Raw genomic sequence first — 15,646 nt, forward strand, 5'->3', positions numbered from 1 at the left:
AGACCACCGACAACGCGATCACGGACCGCGGACAACATGATCACGGACCGCGGACGACACGACCACGCGGCGCCGTGTGGGAGTGCGGCCGGGCTGCCGGACCGGGGTGCGGCGGCGCCCGGCGCGGCCGCGCTCAGCCCGTCATCTTGCGGAAGTCCCAGGACACGACGGAGTCCGGTACCAGGCGCAGCCAGGCGTGCCGGCCGTCGTGCGGCATCCGGTCCAGGCCGAAGTACTTGGTGGCGAACAAGCGTTCCGGAGCGTCCAGTTCCACGCAGGTGTCACCCGTTCGCGGTACCTCGCCGACAACGGCCGCGCTGCCGGTCAGCTCCACTCCGCGCAGCTCTCCGTAGTCCTGCCCGTCGTCGACGACCACCGCGATCCGCGGGTTTCCGCGCAGCTGGGTCCACCGCTTGCTGCGGGTGATCGAGTACAGCCAGAGGGCCGTGCCGTCCCAGACGAACCACAGGGCGCCGACGTGCGGCGTACCGTCCGCGGCCACGGTGGCCACCCGGCACGTGCGCTGTTCCGCCAGGAAGGCGTCCCGTTCGTGCGGCGTCATCATGATGCGGCGCCCGCGCCGCTGTGTGCCGGTCATCCGTCCTCCACCTCCGCCGTACGACCTGACGGTTCGTCAGGAACCGGTGACAGGAATCATCCGGTCTCTTCCGCGCCGGCGCAATGGCGGCTACGCTCGCGCGGCCGATGCCCGCGGCGCCACGGCGGGCGGGCGCACTCGGTACGGCCCCGCGACGACGGCCCCGGGAAGGGACGAGACGATGGCATCGGGCGCGCGCCTCTTGGAACAGACCGATCCCGCGACGACGGCACTGCTCACCGTCGAGTGCCAGCGCGGTGTCGTCGGGCCGGACGGCGCGCTGCCGGAACTGGCCGACGCGGCCCGCGCGTCCGGTGCGCTCGACCGGGTGGCCCGGCTGGCCGGGGCCGCGCACGACGCGGGCGTACAGGTCCTGCACGCCGTCGCCGAGCGCCGCCCGGACGGCCGCGGCGCCAACCGCAACGCGCGCCTGTTCGCCGCCGCCGAGCGCCTGCCCGTACAGCAGCTCGTGGGTACGACCGCGGTACGGATCGCCGACCCGGTGCCCGTCACCGAGGACGACCTGATCGTGCGCAGGCTGCACGGCCTGTCGCCGCTCGCCGGCACGGACGTGGACCCGCTGCTCCGCAACCTCGGCTGCCGCACCCTCGTCATCGCCGGGGTGTCGGCGAACGTGGCGATCCCGAACGCCGTTTTCGACGCGGTCAACCTCGGTTACACGGCGGTGGTGCCCGCCGACGCCATCGCCGGCGTGCCTGCCGACTACACCGCGGCGATGGTCCGGCACACTCTGGCCCTCGTCGCCACCGTCACGACCACCGACGACCTGCTCTCCTGCTGGAGAGGGCGGCCCGGCCCGCTCGGCGGCCCAGCTTGACCGATCAGCGCGGCCCGACCGGTCCACCCGGCCCGGCCGGTCTGCCCAGCCTGGCTGACCAGCGCAACCCGGCCGATCAGTCCAGCTTGATCGAGTCGCCCTCCACGCTCACCTCGGCCGCGACGAGCCCCTGAGTGGCAGGGCCCTTGCGGACGCTGCCGTCGTCGATGGCGTAGGTGCTGCCGTGGCAGGGGCAGTTGATGGTGCCGCCCGCCACCTCGTTCACGAGGCAGCCCTGGTGCCGGCAGACCGCCGAGAACGCCTTGAACTCGCCCTTGGCGGGCTGCGTCACCACGAGCTTGCGGTCCTTGAAGACCTTGCCGCCGCCCTCGGGGATGTCCGCGGTCCTCGCCAGCACGCCCCCGGCCGCACCGGTACCCGCGCTCCCGGGGTCCGTGTCGCCGTTCTTCGACCCGTCGTCACCGGACGCCCCCGACGCGTCGGGCGGCGCGGACGACGCGCTGTCGCCGTACCCGTCCGAGCCGCTCCCGCATGCCGCGAGCGCCGCGGCCAGTCCCGCCGCGCCGGCCGCCGCGACGACCGTACGGCGCGCCGTCGCCGCGCCTGTCCGCCCTGTCGATGCCTGCTGGGCCGGTGTCTGTCGCATGGGTGCCTGCTGGGTCGATGCCTGCCGGGTCATGGCGTGCCTCCAACTGTCGGTGCCCCCAGGGTGCGCCGTGCGGCGCGTGCGTCCCCTGGGCGTTGTGGAAGTTCCATACGGGCGGGCCGGCGCGGGCGTTCAGCTCTTGTCGAGTGCTGAGCGCAGGAAATCACGTTCGAAGCGGAGCAGGTTCTCGGTGACCGTGGTGTCAGCGGGCGCGTGGCCCGCCCCGGGCAGCGGCAGCACGCTGTGCTGTCTGCCGGCGGCCAGCAGTTCGGCGGAGAAGCGCAGGGTGTGGGCGGGGGCCACGTTGTCGTCCGACAGCCCCTGGACGAGCAGCAGCGGACGGCGCAGCAGGTGGCCGTGGCCCACCAGGGAGGAGCGCGCGTAGTGGTCCGGCGTCTCGGCGGGGTGCCCGAGGAAACGCTCCTTCCAGTGTGTGTCGTACAGCCGCTGGTCCGTGGGCGCGGCACCGGCGACCGCCGCGTGGAAGACGTCGGGACGGTGCAGGACGGCCGCGGCGGCCAGGAACCCGCCGAACGACCAGCCGCGGATCGCCACCCGTGACAGGTCCAGGTCCGTGAAGCGCGCGGCGGCCGCGTGCAGCGCGTCGGTCTGGTCCTCCAGTACGGGGGTGAGCTGGTCGCCGTGGACGGCCTTCTCCCAGGCAGGGCTCCGGCCGGGGGTGCCGCGGCCGTCCGTGACCAGTACGGCGAAGCCCTCCTCGGCGAACCACTGCGCCACACAGGCGAACCAGGTGCGCGCCCGTACCGCGAGCTGGATGCCCGGGCCACCGTACGGGGAGAGCAGCACCGGCAGGCTGCCCGTACCGGGCTCGTGCCAGGAGGGCAGGTACAGCGCACTGTGTACCTCCCGTGGCCCCAGAACGAGGTGGTGCGGGCGCGGAGTGACGACCGGCTCCTCACCAAGCGAGGCGATGATGCCGCCGGACCCGCAGGCCGCGCCCGGCCCGGAACCGTGCATGTCGGTGAGCGGCCCCTCCGCTCCGGAGCCGCGCACCTCGGCCACCGTCCCCTGCGGCGTGACTCCGCTGAGGACCACCGTGCCGCCCCCGACGGCGGCTGTGAAAAGTCCCGGTCCCGCGCTCAGCCGGGTCAGGCCGCCCTCCGGGTCCCACCGCCGTACATGCACCGCCGTCGGCTCCTCGTTGGCGGTGAACCACACCTGCTCGCCCTCCACGGCGACGACTTCGCGCACCTGTAGTCCGGGCGGCGTCACGGTGGTGCCGCCCACGCTCAGGTGGCGGGTGCCGGGCGTGTCCTCGGGCAGGACCAGGGCACCCGAGGCCGTACGGGCCGGGGTGCCGCGCACGATCTCCGTCCAGGCGGTGTCGGTGCGCTCGTGCAGCACCTCGGTCGTGCCGGTGCCCGCGTCGACCGCCAAGGTGCGCAGTGTCCGCTGGTCGCGGCTCTGTACGCCGATGAGCGGCCCGTGCCCGTCCCAGCCGGCGCTGACGAGGTATTCGTATGCGGCCCGGTCCCACACCACCTCGACGTGCCGCCCTCCGGAGGCGGCCACCGGCACGATGCGGAGCGACACCTCCGCATTGGACGTCCCCGCCGAGGGGTACGCCACCGCGCGCGGCGGCTGTTCGGGGTGCGCCGGGTCGCTGATGTGGCGCCGTTCCACACCGGACGTGTCCACCCTGGCGATCAGGAGGTGGCGGCTGTCCGGGGCCCACCAGTAGCCGCGCGCGCGGCTCATCGACTCGGCCGCCACGTATTCGGGCAGCCCGTAGGTGACGTCCGGGCCTTCGGCAGCCGCCAGTTGCCGGTCCGTCCCGTCCTCCAGGGTGACGACGTGCAGCGATCCGTCGGTCACGTATGCGACGAACCGTCCGTCCGGAGAGGGGCGGGGATCGACGGCAGGCCCAGCTGTCGGCACGTGGCAGGGGGCGCCCTCGTCCGTACGCACCACCCACAGCGCGCCGGAGAGCGCACAGGCCACCACGTGCGCCGCCGCGTCGGTCGCATATGCCACCACTCCCGTGGAATGCTCGCGCGCCCGCTCCCGGCGTACCCGCTCCGCCTCGGGCAACTGCCCCTCCGCGGCCGCGGCCGCTCCCAGCAGCACCGGGTCGACCAACACCCGCTCCGCGCCACCCTCGTACAGCCACAACCGGCCTACGGGGTCGCTGCCCCCGCCCGTACGGACGAACAGCACCCGGTGGCCGTCCGGGGAGACGCCGAACTGCCGCGGCGCACCGAGGGAGAACCGCCGCGTCCGCGCGAACTGCCGGGGGAAGGCGGCGGGAGTGCCGTCACGCCCGGAGGAGTCGCGAGCGGCGGGCGCCCCAGGGGCGGCGCCGGACGAGCGGGAGGAATCATCAGCGACAGTCATGACGGGACTCTGGCACCCGCCCGGCCGACATATCGCCGAAATGACGAAATGACGAAGCCCCGCGGACGGGGGAACCGCGGGGCTTCGTTCGACAAGTGTACATGTGTTCAGGTGTTATGTCCTACTGGGGCCAGGCGCCGCCGGCCCGTCCCCGCCGCCGTCCTCCGGACCGCCCCCCGCCCCCATGGAATAATCACCATGTGACGCTGGAAGACCTCGTCCGGCTCCGCCGGGCCCGTGACCTGATGGACCGCGAGTACGCCAAGCCGCTCGACGTTCCGGCGCTGGCACGGGTCGCGCTCATGTCGGCGGGCCATTTCTCCCGCAGCTTCCGTGCCGCCTTCGGGGAGACGCCGTACGGCTACCTCATGACGCGCCGCATCGAGCGGGCCAAGGCGCTGCTGCGGCGGGGTGACCTGTCGGTGACGGAGGTCTGCTTCGAGGTCGGCTGTACCTCGCTGGGGTCGTTCAGCTCGCGGTTCACCGAGCTGGTGGGCGAGAGCCCGAGCGCGTACCGGGCCCGCCGGCACGACGACGGCGCCGCCATCCCGGCGTGCTACGCCAAGATCTATACGCGACCGGTCAGGAACGGAGAAGCCAGGCCGGCTTCCCGCCCGTAGCGTTGTCCGTATGAACATCAACCTTTCGACATGTTTCATCGCCGTGGACGACCACGACAAGGCGCTCGCCTTCTACCGGGACGTGCTCGGCCTGGAGGTGCGCAACGACGTCGGGTTCGAGGGGATGCGCTGGGTGACCGTCGGCGCGCCGTCGCAGCCCGACGTGAACATCGTCCTCGAACCGCCCCTCGCGGACCCCAACGCCTCGCCCGCCGACCGCGAGGCCATGGCGGAACTGCTGGCCAAGGGCCTGCTGCGGGCGGTGATCTTCTCGACCGACGACTGCGACGGGACCTTCGAGCGCATCCGCGCCGCGGGCGGCGAGGTGCTGCAGGAGCCGGTCGACCAGCCGTACGGCGTCCGCGACTGCGCCTTCCGCGACCCGTCGGGCAACATGCTGCGCTTCACCCAGGCCCGCGGGCAGTGAGCGCGGCGCCTTGCGCGTGAGGACAGACCGGTCCGCTTCCCCCGTACGCACACGGGGGAAGCGGACGGCGCGTGCGTGCGGGACGGTTCCTGTGGCCGGATAGCTTCTCGGCAACGCCCGCCTCACCAGCCACACTTGTACGGCACGCACGACGCGTCGGCGACACCTGTCCGAAGGGCCACGAATGCACCCGGAAACCACAGGCCGCGGCAGTACGCCGCCGGCGCCGGTGCGGGAAAGGCGTACCGTCGGCCGTGTTCCGCTGCGTGCCGACCTCAAAGCGGCCCTGCCCGACGCCGGCGCGGCGGTGGTGGTCACCGTCGCCGTGTTCGTCTTCCTGTACCTGCGGATGCGGTCCGGCGCGTCCGCGACGGTCGCGGTCATGCCCTTCATGGACGATCCCAGCACCTACTGGATGTACCTGCTCAGCCAGGCGTTCGGCTGGTCCGGGCTGCTGTGGTCGTGGGGAACGGTCATGATCGGGCTGCTGCTGTCCGGGCCCCGGCCCGGCCGGCTGCCGGTCGCCCGGTCCGTGCTGGAGCGCTGGCACCGCACGACGAGCCTGACGACGATGGCGCTGATGTTCGCGCACGCGCTGATGTTCGCGGCCGAACTGGTGCGGGACGCGGGCGGGCCGGCGTGGGCGACGCGCCTGTGGTCGGCGTTCGCCGACACGTTCGTACCGGGCTGGTACGACTCCGGGACCGGCAAGCTGGCCATCCCCATCGGCCAGGGTGCCCTGTACCTTGCCGTCCCGCTGGGTCTGCTCTTCTACGTGCGACACCGCATCGGCGCGTCAGCCTGGCGCCGCCTGCACCGCTTCGTGATCGTCGTGTACGTGCTGAGCGTCTGGCACACACTGCTGTACGGCACCAACGTCTGGTACGACGAGTGGCCGCGTACCGTCCTGTGGCTGCTGCAACTGCCCATCGCCGTGCTGCTCCTGCTCCGGCTGCTGCGTCCCGCACGGCGGGCCGAGCGCCTGGGGGCGCCCGGACGGCAGGCGCAGGTCTCGCCGCTGCGCTGGACGGCCCGGGCAGCGGGCCGCGCCGCTGCCGCCGCCGTGATCGTCGGGCTGCTGGCCGTGGTCTTCTCCGGTCACGACGGCGGCCGGCCCCGGCCGGACCAGCCGCCCGTGACCGCCCCGGCCACTCAGGAATCCCCGGCCACTCAGAGACCCCCAGCCACTCAAGTACCCCCGGCCAGTCAGGTACCGGAGTGATCCGGTACCGCGACGCCCGGCCGGTCGCGTTCCCCTGGTAGGAACGACACCTGCGGCGCACCCGTACGCGGGTTGACGGCGACCTCGGCCGCCACGCCGTACACCTCGGCCAGCAGTTCCTCGGTCAGCACCTCGGCGGGCGCACCCGACGCCGTCACCTCGCCCTCGCACAGGACGTACAGGCGGTCGCAGTAGTACGCGGCGAGGTTCAGGTCGTGCAGGGCCACCAGGGCCGTGGCGGGCAGCCGGCGCAGGATCCCGAGCACCGTCAACTGGTGCCGTACGTCCAGGTGGTTGGTCGGCTCGTCGAGGACCAGCAGGGAAGGCCGCTGCGCCAGGGCGCGGGCGATCAGCACCCGCTGGCGCTCGCCGCCGGAGAGGCGGTCGAAGGACCGTTCCGCCAGTGCGGCGGCGTCCACCGCCTCCAGGGCCCACGTCACCAGCGCGGCATCCTCGGCGCTGTCGCCGTCGAGCAGCCGCTTGTGCGGTGTGCGGCCCATCGCGACGACCTCGCGTACGGTCAGGTCGAAGTCGGCGGCCGTCTCCTGCACCACGGCCGCCACCGTACGGGCCAGCCGCCGCACCGGCAGCGACCAGGCGTCCGTACCGTCCACGCGGACGTGTCCCGCGCCGGGACGCAGCACACGGTAGACGGCGCGCAGCAGGCTGGACTTGCCGCTGCCGTTGGGCCCGACCAGGCCGACCACCTCACCGGGCCGGGCGGTCAGGGAGACGTCGCGCACCAGACGGTGCGCTCCGGCGGTGAGCGTGACGCCGTCGACGGTCAGTTCGGTCGCGCTCATGCCACTCCTCGGTGCGTGGTGCGGCGCGCGTCCCGGCGCATCAGCCACAGGAAGAACGGCCCGCCGCACAGCGCCGTCAGCACGCCCACGGGAATCTCCATGGGCGCCGCGACCGTACGCGCCGCGACGTCGGCCCAGATCAGGAACACCGCGCCGGCCAGCGCGGCCGCGGGCAGCACCCGGCGGTGGTCACCGCCCACGAACAGGCGCACGACGTGTGGCAGCATCAGGCCGACGAAGCCGATCGGCCCGGCCGCGGCCACCAGGACGCCGGTCACGAGGGAGAGCAGGACGAACATCCGGGCCCGGAACCGGGCCACGTCCAGCCCCATCGTCGTGGCGGACTCCTCGCCCGCCAGCAGCAGATTCAGCAACCGGGCCTGGACCAGGAGTACGGCGATGCCCAGCAGCAGCGCCGCTCCCGGCAGCCAGAGCGTGCCCCACTGCACGCCGCCGAGGCCCCCGAGCGTCCACGCCAGCACCGCCCGGGCCTCGTTGCCCCGGTCGGAGGTCAGCAGCAGGACATCCATGACCGCCGTCAGTACCGCCGCCATCGCCACGCCCGACAGCACCAGCCGTACCGAGGTGATGCGTCCGCCGGTGCGGGCCGTCGTGTAGACGAGCAGCAGGGTCAGCAGCGCGCCGGCGAACGCGGCGGCCGGCAGCGACACCGGACCGAACACGCTCACCCCGAAGACGATCACCATGACGGCGCCCAGGGACGCGCCCGAGGAGACCCCCAGCAGATACGGTTCCGCCAGCGGATTGCGGACCAGGGCCTGCATGGCCGTACCGATCACCGCGAGCCCCGCGCCCGTCACCGCGCCGAGGACCACCCGGGGCGCCCGTACGTCCAGCACGATGGTCTCGCGCGCCCGGGACCACCCCGGCTCCGGGTGGTCCGCGCCGAGCGCGTGCGTCACGATCCCCCACACCTCGCCGGGCGGCACGTGCACCGACCCGATCGCCATGCCCGCCGTGGCGGAGACCAGCAGCAGCACGGCGAGGACGAGGAGGATGACGGCGAAGGACCGGTGGCGCGGCTTCGCCTGCTGCCGGTGATCACGCACAGCCGCCGCTTCGATGGAGGCCGTCACCGGAACCGCTCGGGGTGCAGCGCGCGGGCCAGCTCCTGGACCGCGTACGGAGGCCGTACTCCGACGAGGGTCGCGGTCAGCGGCAGGACGACGAACCGCTTGTTCCGCACCGCGGGCACGTCGGCGAGTGCGGGCTGCGACAGCAGGAACTTCTTCTTCTGCTCGACGCTGCCGGCCCCCGCGTAGTCGTAGATCGCGATGACCTCGGGCTTCCGGTCGACGACCTGCTCCCAGGAGGCGTCACCGAAGACCTTGTCCAGGTCGGCGAACACGTTCCGGCCGCCCGCCAGCTGGATGATCTCGGTGCCGAGGCTCTTGCCGCCGGCGGTGAACGCCGCCTTGTCGCCGCTGTCGTAGACGAAGACCGGTACGGCCCGGGCGCCCTTGACCGCCTTGGTGGTCCGGTCGACCCGTGCCTTGAGGCCGGCGGCCAGCCGGTCGGCCCGTTCCCGCACGCCGAAGAGGGAACCGATGGTGCGCACCTCGTCGTAGGTGTCCTGCATGGACACCTGCTTCTTCCCGCAGTACTCGCGGTTGAGATAGGTGTCGATGCCGGCGTCGGCGAAAGCCTTGCGCGAGCGGCCCTCGTTCTCGGCGAACGCGCTGGCGTAACCGCCGTAGACCAGGTCCGGACCGGCTTCCAGGACGGTCTCGAAGGACGGTTCCTTCTTCGCCAGTTGCGGCAGGGCGGCATAGTCCTTGCGCAGTTCCGGCAGGACGGCCGAGTCGGGGAACGCGGTGCCGATCATGCGGTCCTTGAGCCCCAGCGCCAGCATCAGCTCGGCGGGGTGCTGGTGGATGGTGACCACACGGGAGGGCGGCTTCCGGTAAGTGGTGCGGATGCCGCAGTTGTCGATGGTGACCGGGAAACCTTTCGCCGCGGAGGCCGCGGGCTTCGCGCCGTCCGCGGTGTCCCGCGCCGTACCGCCGCAGCCGGTGAGCAGCACGGCGGACAGGGCCAGGGCCACGGGCGGTGCCGCGGCGCGCAGGAACCGGCGCCGCCGGGCGTGAGAGGGAGGAAGAAGGGGACGGGGCGTACCGTCGTACACGTAGAGCCTCCTGCGGAGTCCGCGCTCCTCGGAACGGGCCCGCGACAGGCCAGTGTCCTGACTCCCGGATCGACGTTCCCCCGGCCTTCCCGCGCCGCGCGCAGTGGCCTGACGAAGGGGTGCACTCCCCGGTCACAGTGGCGGGACCGTGCCGGAATCGCACCGGCTTCCTGTTTCCCGTCGCGGTGATGACCAGGTGATATTACGGTCGGCCGAGCCGGGGGCAAAGGGCGCGCGGACGCGTCCGCGCGCCGTCTCGTGCGGAAGTCGCGCCCCTTCTACCGCGACAGCAGGAAGTGCACCTGGCGGGGCCTGACCTCCAGGTCGCTCAGGCCGTCAGGTGTCGCACCCATCTCGCGGGCGACCTCGGATGCCGCCCGGAAGGCCTCCTCGGACTCGAACGCGCCGGTGGTGACGACGGCCTCGCCGTCCGGGGTGACCCAGACCCCGACGGACTCGAAGCCCGGCTGCTGCCGCGCCGCCTCGGCGACTTGGCGGCACTGGCCGACGAACTCCTCGACGTGCTCGGGGGCCGGGTAGTGGAAGGCGACGAAACCGAACGACATGATGTGTCCCCTCTCGGCTTGCCAGATGCCGTATCGGCTGAGGCTAGGCCTGCCGTACGGCTCCGGGCAGTCGGCCGCGAGGGTGAGGTGGGCCACACGGTGGCCGCGCCGCGACCACCGACGGGCCGGTCACGTCCCCCGCACCGCCCGGAGCACCAGCCGTTCGGCGTCCTGGTCGTACGGGCGGCCGTCGAAGCCGCCGAAGAGCTCGATCTCCTCGAAGCCGGCCTCCTCGGCCATCCGCCGCAATTCAACGGCGCTGTAGACGAACCAGACCAGGCTCGTACGCGTCACCCGGTCGCCCCGCACGAGCACCCAGTCGCTGCGCAGCCGCGCCCAGTCGTCCAGCACCGTGTCGGTCTGCACCAGCAGGTCGTCGCCGCGCTGGACGACCTTGGGCGGGGTGACCTTGCGGGCCAGCAGTTCCTTGCCGGCCATGTCCAGGAGCAGCGTGCCGCCGGGTGCCAGGCAGGTGCGCATGGTGCGCAGCACACGGGCGTTGTCGGCCGGGTCCTCGAAGTAGCCGAAGGACGTGAACATGTTGAGGACGGCGTCGAACGCTCCGGGTTCGGTGAACTCCCGCATGTCGGCCTGCACGTACCGGGCCCGGGCCGTGACGCCGGCGTCGGCGGACCGCTTCCGGGCGCGGTCCAGCATGGCCGGGCTGCGGTCGACGCCCGTCACGGCGAAACCCCGGCGGGCGAGCGGAACGGTGAACACCCCCGGACCGCAGCACAGGTCCAGCACCCGGGCCCCGGACGGGAAGGACAGCAGGGCAGAGGTGTCGAGCAGGTCCTCGGCCTGGGAGTGGCGCTGGTCGGAGAAGAGGAAGTCGTAGAACTCGGTCCAGAAGTCATCGTCCTGGAATCCGCTCGTGTGCGTCATCGGGTACCGGTGTTCCTTCCGTGTGGCCGTCGGGGGGCGGGGGAGCGGGGCTCCGTTCGTCGGTGAGGTCGTCGGGGGCCGGGGGAGCGGTGCGCTGTCCGCGCCGCAGAGTGAGCAGCAGCGGGGGCAGCAGGACGCACTGGGCCGCGGCGAGGAGCCAGAACCAGCCCGCGTGCCCGGCGCGTTCGCCGAAGCCGTACAGCTGCCCGCCCAGAACACCGCTGGCACAGGCACCCAGCCCCGCGGCGAGCCGCTGCTGCCCGAAGACCACCGCATCCGAGCGCGGACTGCGGCGCAGCGCCTCCAGATCGTTCTTGAGGAAGAGCACGATGTCGCCGAGCGTGAGGAGGACACCGCCCGCCAGCAGGGCGGTCCGCGTACCAGCCGCCAGGACCGCCAGCCCGGCGGCCAGCCCCGCGAAACCGGCCGCCAGCGCGACCGGGTAGCTCATCCGCCGGATGGCGTCCGACGCGAGCGGCTGGACGACGATGACCAGCACGAAGCAGGTCAGGAGCACGAGGCTGTAGAACTCGCTGGACGCCCGCTCCACGGCGTACACGGCGAGGTAGTGCTGGAAGTGGAAGTAGAGGTAGAACGCCAGACCGTTGGCGGCGAAGGGGAGGACGGCGATTCCGGTGAGCAGGCCGTGGCCGGACACCGGCGCGTCGTGGGGACGCGCCGCGTCGGCCCGCCCGGTACCGAACCGTTTCCCTTCCGGACCCACCGCAGGCAGCCTCGCATGTCCCACGGCGACCACCGCGAACAGCGCCGTCACGACGAGGAACAGCGGGCCGGGGGACGACAGCACGAACGGTCCCGCGACCAGCGGCCCCACCGCCATCCCCGCGTTGAGCGCCGCGTTGCCCGCGGACAGGAACGCCGGCCGGCGCTCCTCGGCCACGCCGTGCACCAGGTACGCCTTGTTGGCCGGCAGGTACAGCGCGGCGCCGCAGCAGGTGAGGACCAGCGCCCCCACCGCTAGCGCAGGCCACCGCAGCGCCGCCAGGAACGCCGCGAAGCCCGCCGTGCGTACCACCAGCGCCCAGACCATCGTGCGCCGCAGCCCCACCCGGTCGGCGAGCGCCCCGCCGAGGACACCACCCGAGAACTGCACCAGGGACGCTGCGGCCAGCACCACACCGACCGCCCCGAGCCCCATGCCCAGCCGCTCGTGCAGGAAGACGGACATGAACGGCAGGACCATGAAGCTGCCGAGCGGGATGAGGAAGGAGCTGAGCAGCAGGAAGCGGAGTGGCCCGGTGAGGGTGGACAGCGTGGCACGCGAGCCCCGGGCGCCGCCGGTGCGTTCAGCCACCGGAAGCCCGGCGCACCGCCGCATCCGCCGCTGCCGCCGAGGGAACCGGCTCCGTCAGCACCCGTACGGCATTGGCCGCCGCCACCGCGCAGTGCGTGGCCAGTTCGGCCGTCTCGGCCTCCGCGTAGACGATCCCCGCGTAACCGCGGCTGTCGCCCAGGTGCTCGACGCGGTCGCCGATCCGCTTGACCGGATACCAGGCGGGTGAGCCCGGCATGTGCGGCAGCCGGTCGAGACCGTCGACCCCGGTGAACACCCCTGGTTGCGAGGGGTATCCGAGGACGAAGGCCGAGGCAGGGCCGCCGGGCGGCGCCGCGTCCATGAGCTTGGGGCGGACCCCGAGCGCCGCCTCGACCATCGCCTCGTACACGTTGACGCCGAGGGCCCGGCACAGGCCCTCACCGACGAGTGCGCCCCCGATCCGCGGATTGATCTCCACGACCTCCGGGCCCGCGGTGGTCAGGGCGAACTCCACGTGGGCGAACCGGTCGGTGTAGTCGATGGCGGCCAGCACACGGCCGAGCCACTGCTCCAGAGCGGCCCGGCGCGGCTCCGGCAAGGCGACGGGGAACGCGGTGATCTCCTCCCGGAAGTGCGGTTCGGGCGACATCAGCCGGCTGGAGACGCCCAGCAGGCGTGTCCGGCCCGCCCAGGTGAGCGTTTCCGCGCTGTACACGGGCCCGGAGAAGTACGGTTCGGCGAACAGACGGCCCTTCAACCGCCGCCCGGCCGCCTCGGCCAGCGCCGCGTCCAGCTCGCGCTCGTCCCGTAGCAGCCAGACGTTCTGACTGCCGGTGCCCGCGCTGTCCTTGAGGATCGCCGGCAGGCCCACGGCCTTCACCAGCAACGCGGCCGTCTCCGTATCGCCGCTGTCCGCCTCGGCCGCGCGGGCGCGGGTCAGCCCGGCTTCGAACAGCCGGTTCCGTACGGCGACCTTGTCCCTGGCCAGCCGCAGTACGGCCGGGTCGGGGCCGGGCAGCCCGAAGCGGGCGGTGAGGTCGGCGCCGACCAGCATCCAGGTGTCGGTGGAGCTGATCAGCCCCCGCAGGCCCGGGGTCCGGCCGAGCTGTTCCGCCACCAGCTCCGTGTCGAAGGTGTCGGTCTCCACCACATCGACCGCGCCCGCGGGGAGCCGGTCCAACTCGTACGCGTAGTACGAGGGGTCGCGGGTCAGCAGCCGCAGCGGCTCGCCCAGCCGGGCGGCGGCGCGCGTCAGGTGTCCCAGCCCGAAGGTGAGCGATTCTAGGCAGACCACGGTCATGCGCGGGTCTCCTTCCGGGGTGACGGCCAGGGGGCGCGGTGCCACGCCATCGTCGACCAGGGCATGGTCATCTCCTCGGGACTGCCGACCTCCGCCGGCTTCAGGGCGGCCAGGTCCGCGGCCTCCCGGTGGCGGGCGTACACCCGCTCAACGTAGCGGTGGCCGGTGTCGGCCCCGATCACCAGGTGGAGCCGGTCGGGGTGGCGGCGGGTCTCGTACGTGGCGGTCAGGTATGCGGCGCCGGTGGACAGCCCGGCGAAGACGGCGTGCTCGCGCAGCAGGGCGACGGCGCCGGACATGGCGTGGGTGAAGTCCATCCAGTGGACGGCGTCGTACAGGTGGTGGCGGACGTTGTCGAAGGCGATCGAGGAACCGATACCGGCGATGATCGCCTCCGGGTCGTGATGGTCCTGGCTGCCGAAGGTGACGCTGCCGAACGGCTGCACCCCGACCAGCCGGACGCCGGGATCGCGGCGGCGCAGGTGCGCCACGAGGCCGCCGGTCGAGGCCCCCGAGCCGACCCCGCCGACGACGGACAGCGGGCGGCCCGGCAGGGCCGTGGCCACCAGGTCCGCGACCTCCTGGTAACCCAGGTAATGGATGGCGTCGTGGTACTGGCGCATCCAGTGGACGCCGGGCCGTTCGGCGAGGATCTCCCGCACCCGCCGTACCCGCAGCTCCTGGTCGAGCTTGAGGTCGCGCGACGGTCTGACCTGCTCGACCGTCGCGCCGAGTATCTCCAGCTGGGCGAGGGTCGTGGCGTCGACGGTGGTCGAGGCGACGATGTGGCAGCGCAGGCCGTAGCGGTGGCAGGCCAGCGCCAGCGCGTGGGCGTAGATGCCGCTGGAACTGTCGATCAGGGTCTGTCCGGGGCGGACGGTGCCCCGGTCGAGCAGGTGCCGGACGGCCGCCAGCGCCGAGTAGATCTTCATCGACTCGAACCGCAGCAGCACCATGCCGTCCGACAGCCGGACGAGGTCGGGGACTTTGAGGGCGTCGGCTATGTGGGGGTGCGTCACGCGTAGCCTCCTTGGGCGAATGAGCACTGGTGGCCGAGCGACCGGAAGAAGGCGGACAGCTCACCCTTCAGAGCCGGCGCCGGACGGCTGCTGAAGAGGTAGCCGATGAGGGAGCCGGTGTGGGCGACGAAGAGGCCGTCCGCCCCGAACTCCGCACGGTGGGCCAGTACGGCGTCGAAGGTGTGCTTGGGCAGTACCTCCTGGGACAGCGCGCCGCTGAAGGTCGCGGCCCGGGCCACGGCCGCCGGGTCACCCGAGGCGAAGCCCTTGAGGAGGTCGGTCAGGCACTTCTCGTACTCGGCAGCGTTGCGCCGGTAGTGCCGTTGCAGCAGGGGGGTGACGGTGGCGGTGTCCACCGTGCCCGGCTCCATGACGAAGGCGGTGTGGAAGCCGATGCCGGTGCCCAGCCGCCGTACGACACGGTGCCGGCCGCTCAGGTAGAGCGCGAACTCGTCGAGGAAGACGCTGTCGGCCCGCTCTATCGCCGACAGGACGCGCTGGACGGCCCCGGTGTCGTACGGTAGTGAGAAGACCCGGAACAGACAGCGCAGCGTCGCCACGATGTCGGCCGTCGAACTGGCCATGCCCACCCCGACCCGCAGGTCCGAGTGGGTGCTCCAGCGGCCCGGCGGCAGCGTCAGGCCGAAGTGCTCCAGGAAGAGCCGCGCGGCCGTCGCCGCCTTCTCACCGAGGGGCGGTGCGTCCCCGGGGGCGGCGCCGGGCGTGAAGTAGACCCAGGAGTGGCGGTCCACGGGGAACGACACGATCGCGATGTCCCGGTCACCGCCCGGACGCAACGGGCCCTGGAACAGCTCGCCCAGCGTCCCCTGGCAGACGCCGGAGACCCACCGCGCCGCGGCGCCGCCGGACGCGGTCAGCACCGGGCACCGTACGACGGCCGTGCGTGGACCGGCCGTCGGCCGCCCCGGCTGTATGCCTCGGTCACGAACACGCCCTCTCTCGCCGTACCCGGCCCGGGGATCG

Annotated in this window: 16 protein-coding genes and 1 riboswitch; of the genes, 4 read left to right on the top strand and 12 right to left on the bottom strand. The window is 72.7% G+C overall.

Features of this window, described 5'->3' with window-relative positions:
* Positions 1–133 precede the first annotated feature (133 nt).
* On the bottom strand, positions 134–598 hold the full coding sequence (locus ACZ4Z1_RS32800) for a pyridoxamine 5'-phosphate oxidase family protein (RefSeq protein WP_468490301.1): 465 nt from the start codon (positions 596–598) through the stop codon (positions 134–136).
* Positions 599–779: 181 nt separating this feature from the next.
* Here ACZ4Z1_RS32800 and ACZ4Z1_RS32805 point away from each other — a divergent pair, with 181 nt between their 5' ends.
* Entirely contained in the window at positions 780–1,436 is a 657-nt protein-coding gene (locus tag ACZ4Z1_RS32805; protein ID WP_468490302.1) for a cysteine hydrolase family protein, read from the top strand.
* Between the two features lie 76 nt (positions 1,437–1,512).
* Here the strand turns inward: ACZ4Z1_RS32805 and ACZ4Z1_RS32810 are convergent, their stop codons facing one another.
* Both ACZ4Z1_RS32810 and ACZ4Z1_RS32815 read right to left on the bottom strand, forming a co-directional pair.
* Positions 1,513–2,043, bottom strand: coding sequence for a Rieske (2Fe-2S) protein (locus ACZ4Z1_RS32810; protein ID WP_468490303.1), 531 nt, complete (start codon positions 2,041–2,043; stop codon positions 1,513–1,515).
* A gap of 132 nt (positions 2,044–2,175) precedes the next feature.
* Positions 2,176–4,398, bottom strand: coding sequence for a S9 family peptidase (locus ACZ4Z1_RS32815; protein ID WP_468490304.1), 2,223 nt, complete (start codon positions 4,396–4,398; stop codon positions 2,176–2,178).
* 200 nt (positions 4,399–4,598) lie between these two features.
* Here ACZ4Z1_RS32815 and ACZ4Z1_RS32820 point away from each other — a divergent pair, with 200 nt between their 5' ends.
* From ACZ4Z1_RS32820 to ACZ4Z1_RS32830, 3 genes are all read left to right on the top strand, one after another.
* On the top strand, positions 4,599–5,018 hold the full coding sequence (locus tag ACZ4Z1_RS32820; RefSeq protein ID WP_468490305.1) for a helix-turn-helix transcriptional regulator: 420 nt from the start codon (positions 4,599–4,601) through the stop codon (positions 5,016–5,018).
* A 10-nt stretch (positions 5,019–5,028) separates the two neighbouring features.
* Positions 5,029–5,445, top strand: a complete 417-nt coding sequence (locus ACZ4Z1_RS32825; protein ID WP_468490306.1) for a VOC family protein — start codon at positions 5,029–5,031, stop codon at positions 5,443–5,445.
* Positions 5,446–5,629: 184 nt separating this feature from the next.
* Positions 5,630–6,667, top strand: coding sequence for a ferric reductase-like transmembrane domain-containing protein (locus tag ACZ4Z1_RS32830; RefSeq protein WP_468490307.1), 1,038 nt, complete (start codon positions 5,630–5,632; stop codon positions 6,665–6,667).
* Here ACZ4Z1_RS32830 and ACZ4Z1_RS32835 read toward each other — a convergent pair.
* The 9 genes from ACZ4Z1_RS32835 to ACZ4Z1_RS32875 form a co-directional block, all read right to left on the bottom strand.
* On the bottom strand, positions 6,652–7,470 hold the full coding sequence (locus tag ACZ4Z1_RS32835) for an ABC transporter ATP-binding protein (RefSeq protein ID WP_468490308.1): 819 nt from the start codon (positions 7,468–7,470) through the stop codon (positions 6,652–6,654). The two genes, ACZ4Z1_RS32830 and ACZ4Z1_RS32835, sit on opposite strands and share 16 nt — an antisense overlap.
* Positions 7,467–8,540, bottom strand: coding sequence for a FecCD family ABC transporter permease (locus ACZ4Z1_RS32840; RefSeq protein WP_468490387.1), 1,074 nt, complete (start codon positions 8,538–8,540; stop codon positions 7,467–7,469). The genes ACZ4Z1_RS32835 and ACZ4Z1_RS32840 overlap by 4 nt, the downstream gene beginning before the upstream one ends.
* A 23-nt stretch (positions 8,541–8,563) precedes the next feature.
* The gene (locus ACZ4Z1_RS32845; RefSeq protein WP_468490309.1) at positions 8,564–9,616 is read right to left on the bottom strand and encodes an ABC transporter substrate-binding protein; all 1,053 of its coding nucleotides are present in this window, start codon (positions 9,614–9,616) and stop codon (positions 8,564–8,566) included.
* Between the two features lie 30 nt (positions 9,617–9,646).
* Positions 9,647–9,823: riboswitch (cobalamin riboswitch) on the bottom strand.
* Between the two features lie 71 nt (positions 9,824–9,894).
* A complete protein-coding gene (locus ACZ4Z1_RS32850) occupies positions 9,895–10,182 on the bottom strand; it encodes a putative quinol monooxygenase (RefSeq protein WP_468490310.1) in 288 nt (95 codons plus the stop codon).
* 129 nt (positions 10,183–10,311) lie between these two features.
* Entirely contained in the window at positions 10,312–11,067 is a 756-nt protein-coding gene (locus tag ACZ4Z1_RS32855; protein ID WP_468490311.1) for an SAM-dependent methyltransferase, read from the bottom strand.
* Positions 11,036–12,382, bottom strand: coding sequence for an MFS transporter (locus tag ACZ4Z1_RS32860; RefSeq protein WP_468490312.1), 1,347 nt, complete (start codon positions 12,380–12,382; stop codon positions 11,036–11,038). The genes ACZ4Z1_RS32855 and ACZ4Z1_RS32860 overlap by 32 nt, the downstream gene beginning before the upstream one ends.
* Positions 12,375–13,643, bottom strand: a complete 1,269-nt coding sequence (locus ACZ4Z1_RS32865) for an ATP-grasp domain-containing protein (RefSeq protein ID WP_468490313.1) — start codon at positions 13,641–13,643, stop codon at positions 12,375–12,377. The genes ACZ4Z1_RS32860 and ACZ4Z1_RS32865 overlap by 8 nt, the downstream gene beginning before the upstream one ends.
* On the bottom strand, positions 13,640–14,662 hold the full coding sequence (locus tag ACZ4Z1_RS32870) for a cysteine synthase family protein (protein WP_468490314.1): 1,023 nt from the start codon (positions 14,660–14,662) through the stop codon (positions 13,640–13,642). The genes ACZ4Z1_RS32865 and ACZ4Z1_RS32870 overlap by 4 nt, the downstream gene beginning before the upstream one ends.
* On the bottom strand, positions 14,659–15,543 hold the full coding sequence (locus tag ACZ4Z1_RS32875; protein ID WP_468490315.1) for a GHMP family kinase ATP-binding protein: 885 nt from the start codon (positions 15,541–15,543) through the stop codon (positions 14,659–14,661). Before ACZ4Z1_RS32875 ends, ACZ4Z1_RS32870 begins: the two co-directional genes overlap by 4 nt.
* Positions 15,544–15,646 lie beyond the last annotated feature (103 nt).

The sequence above is a fragment of the Streptomyces sp. NPDC030165 genome (assembly GCF_055573595.1).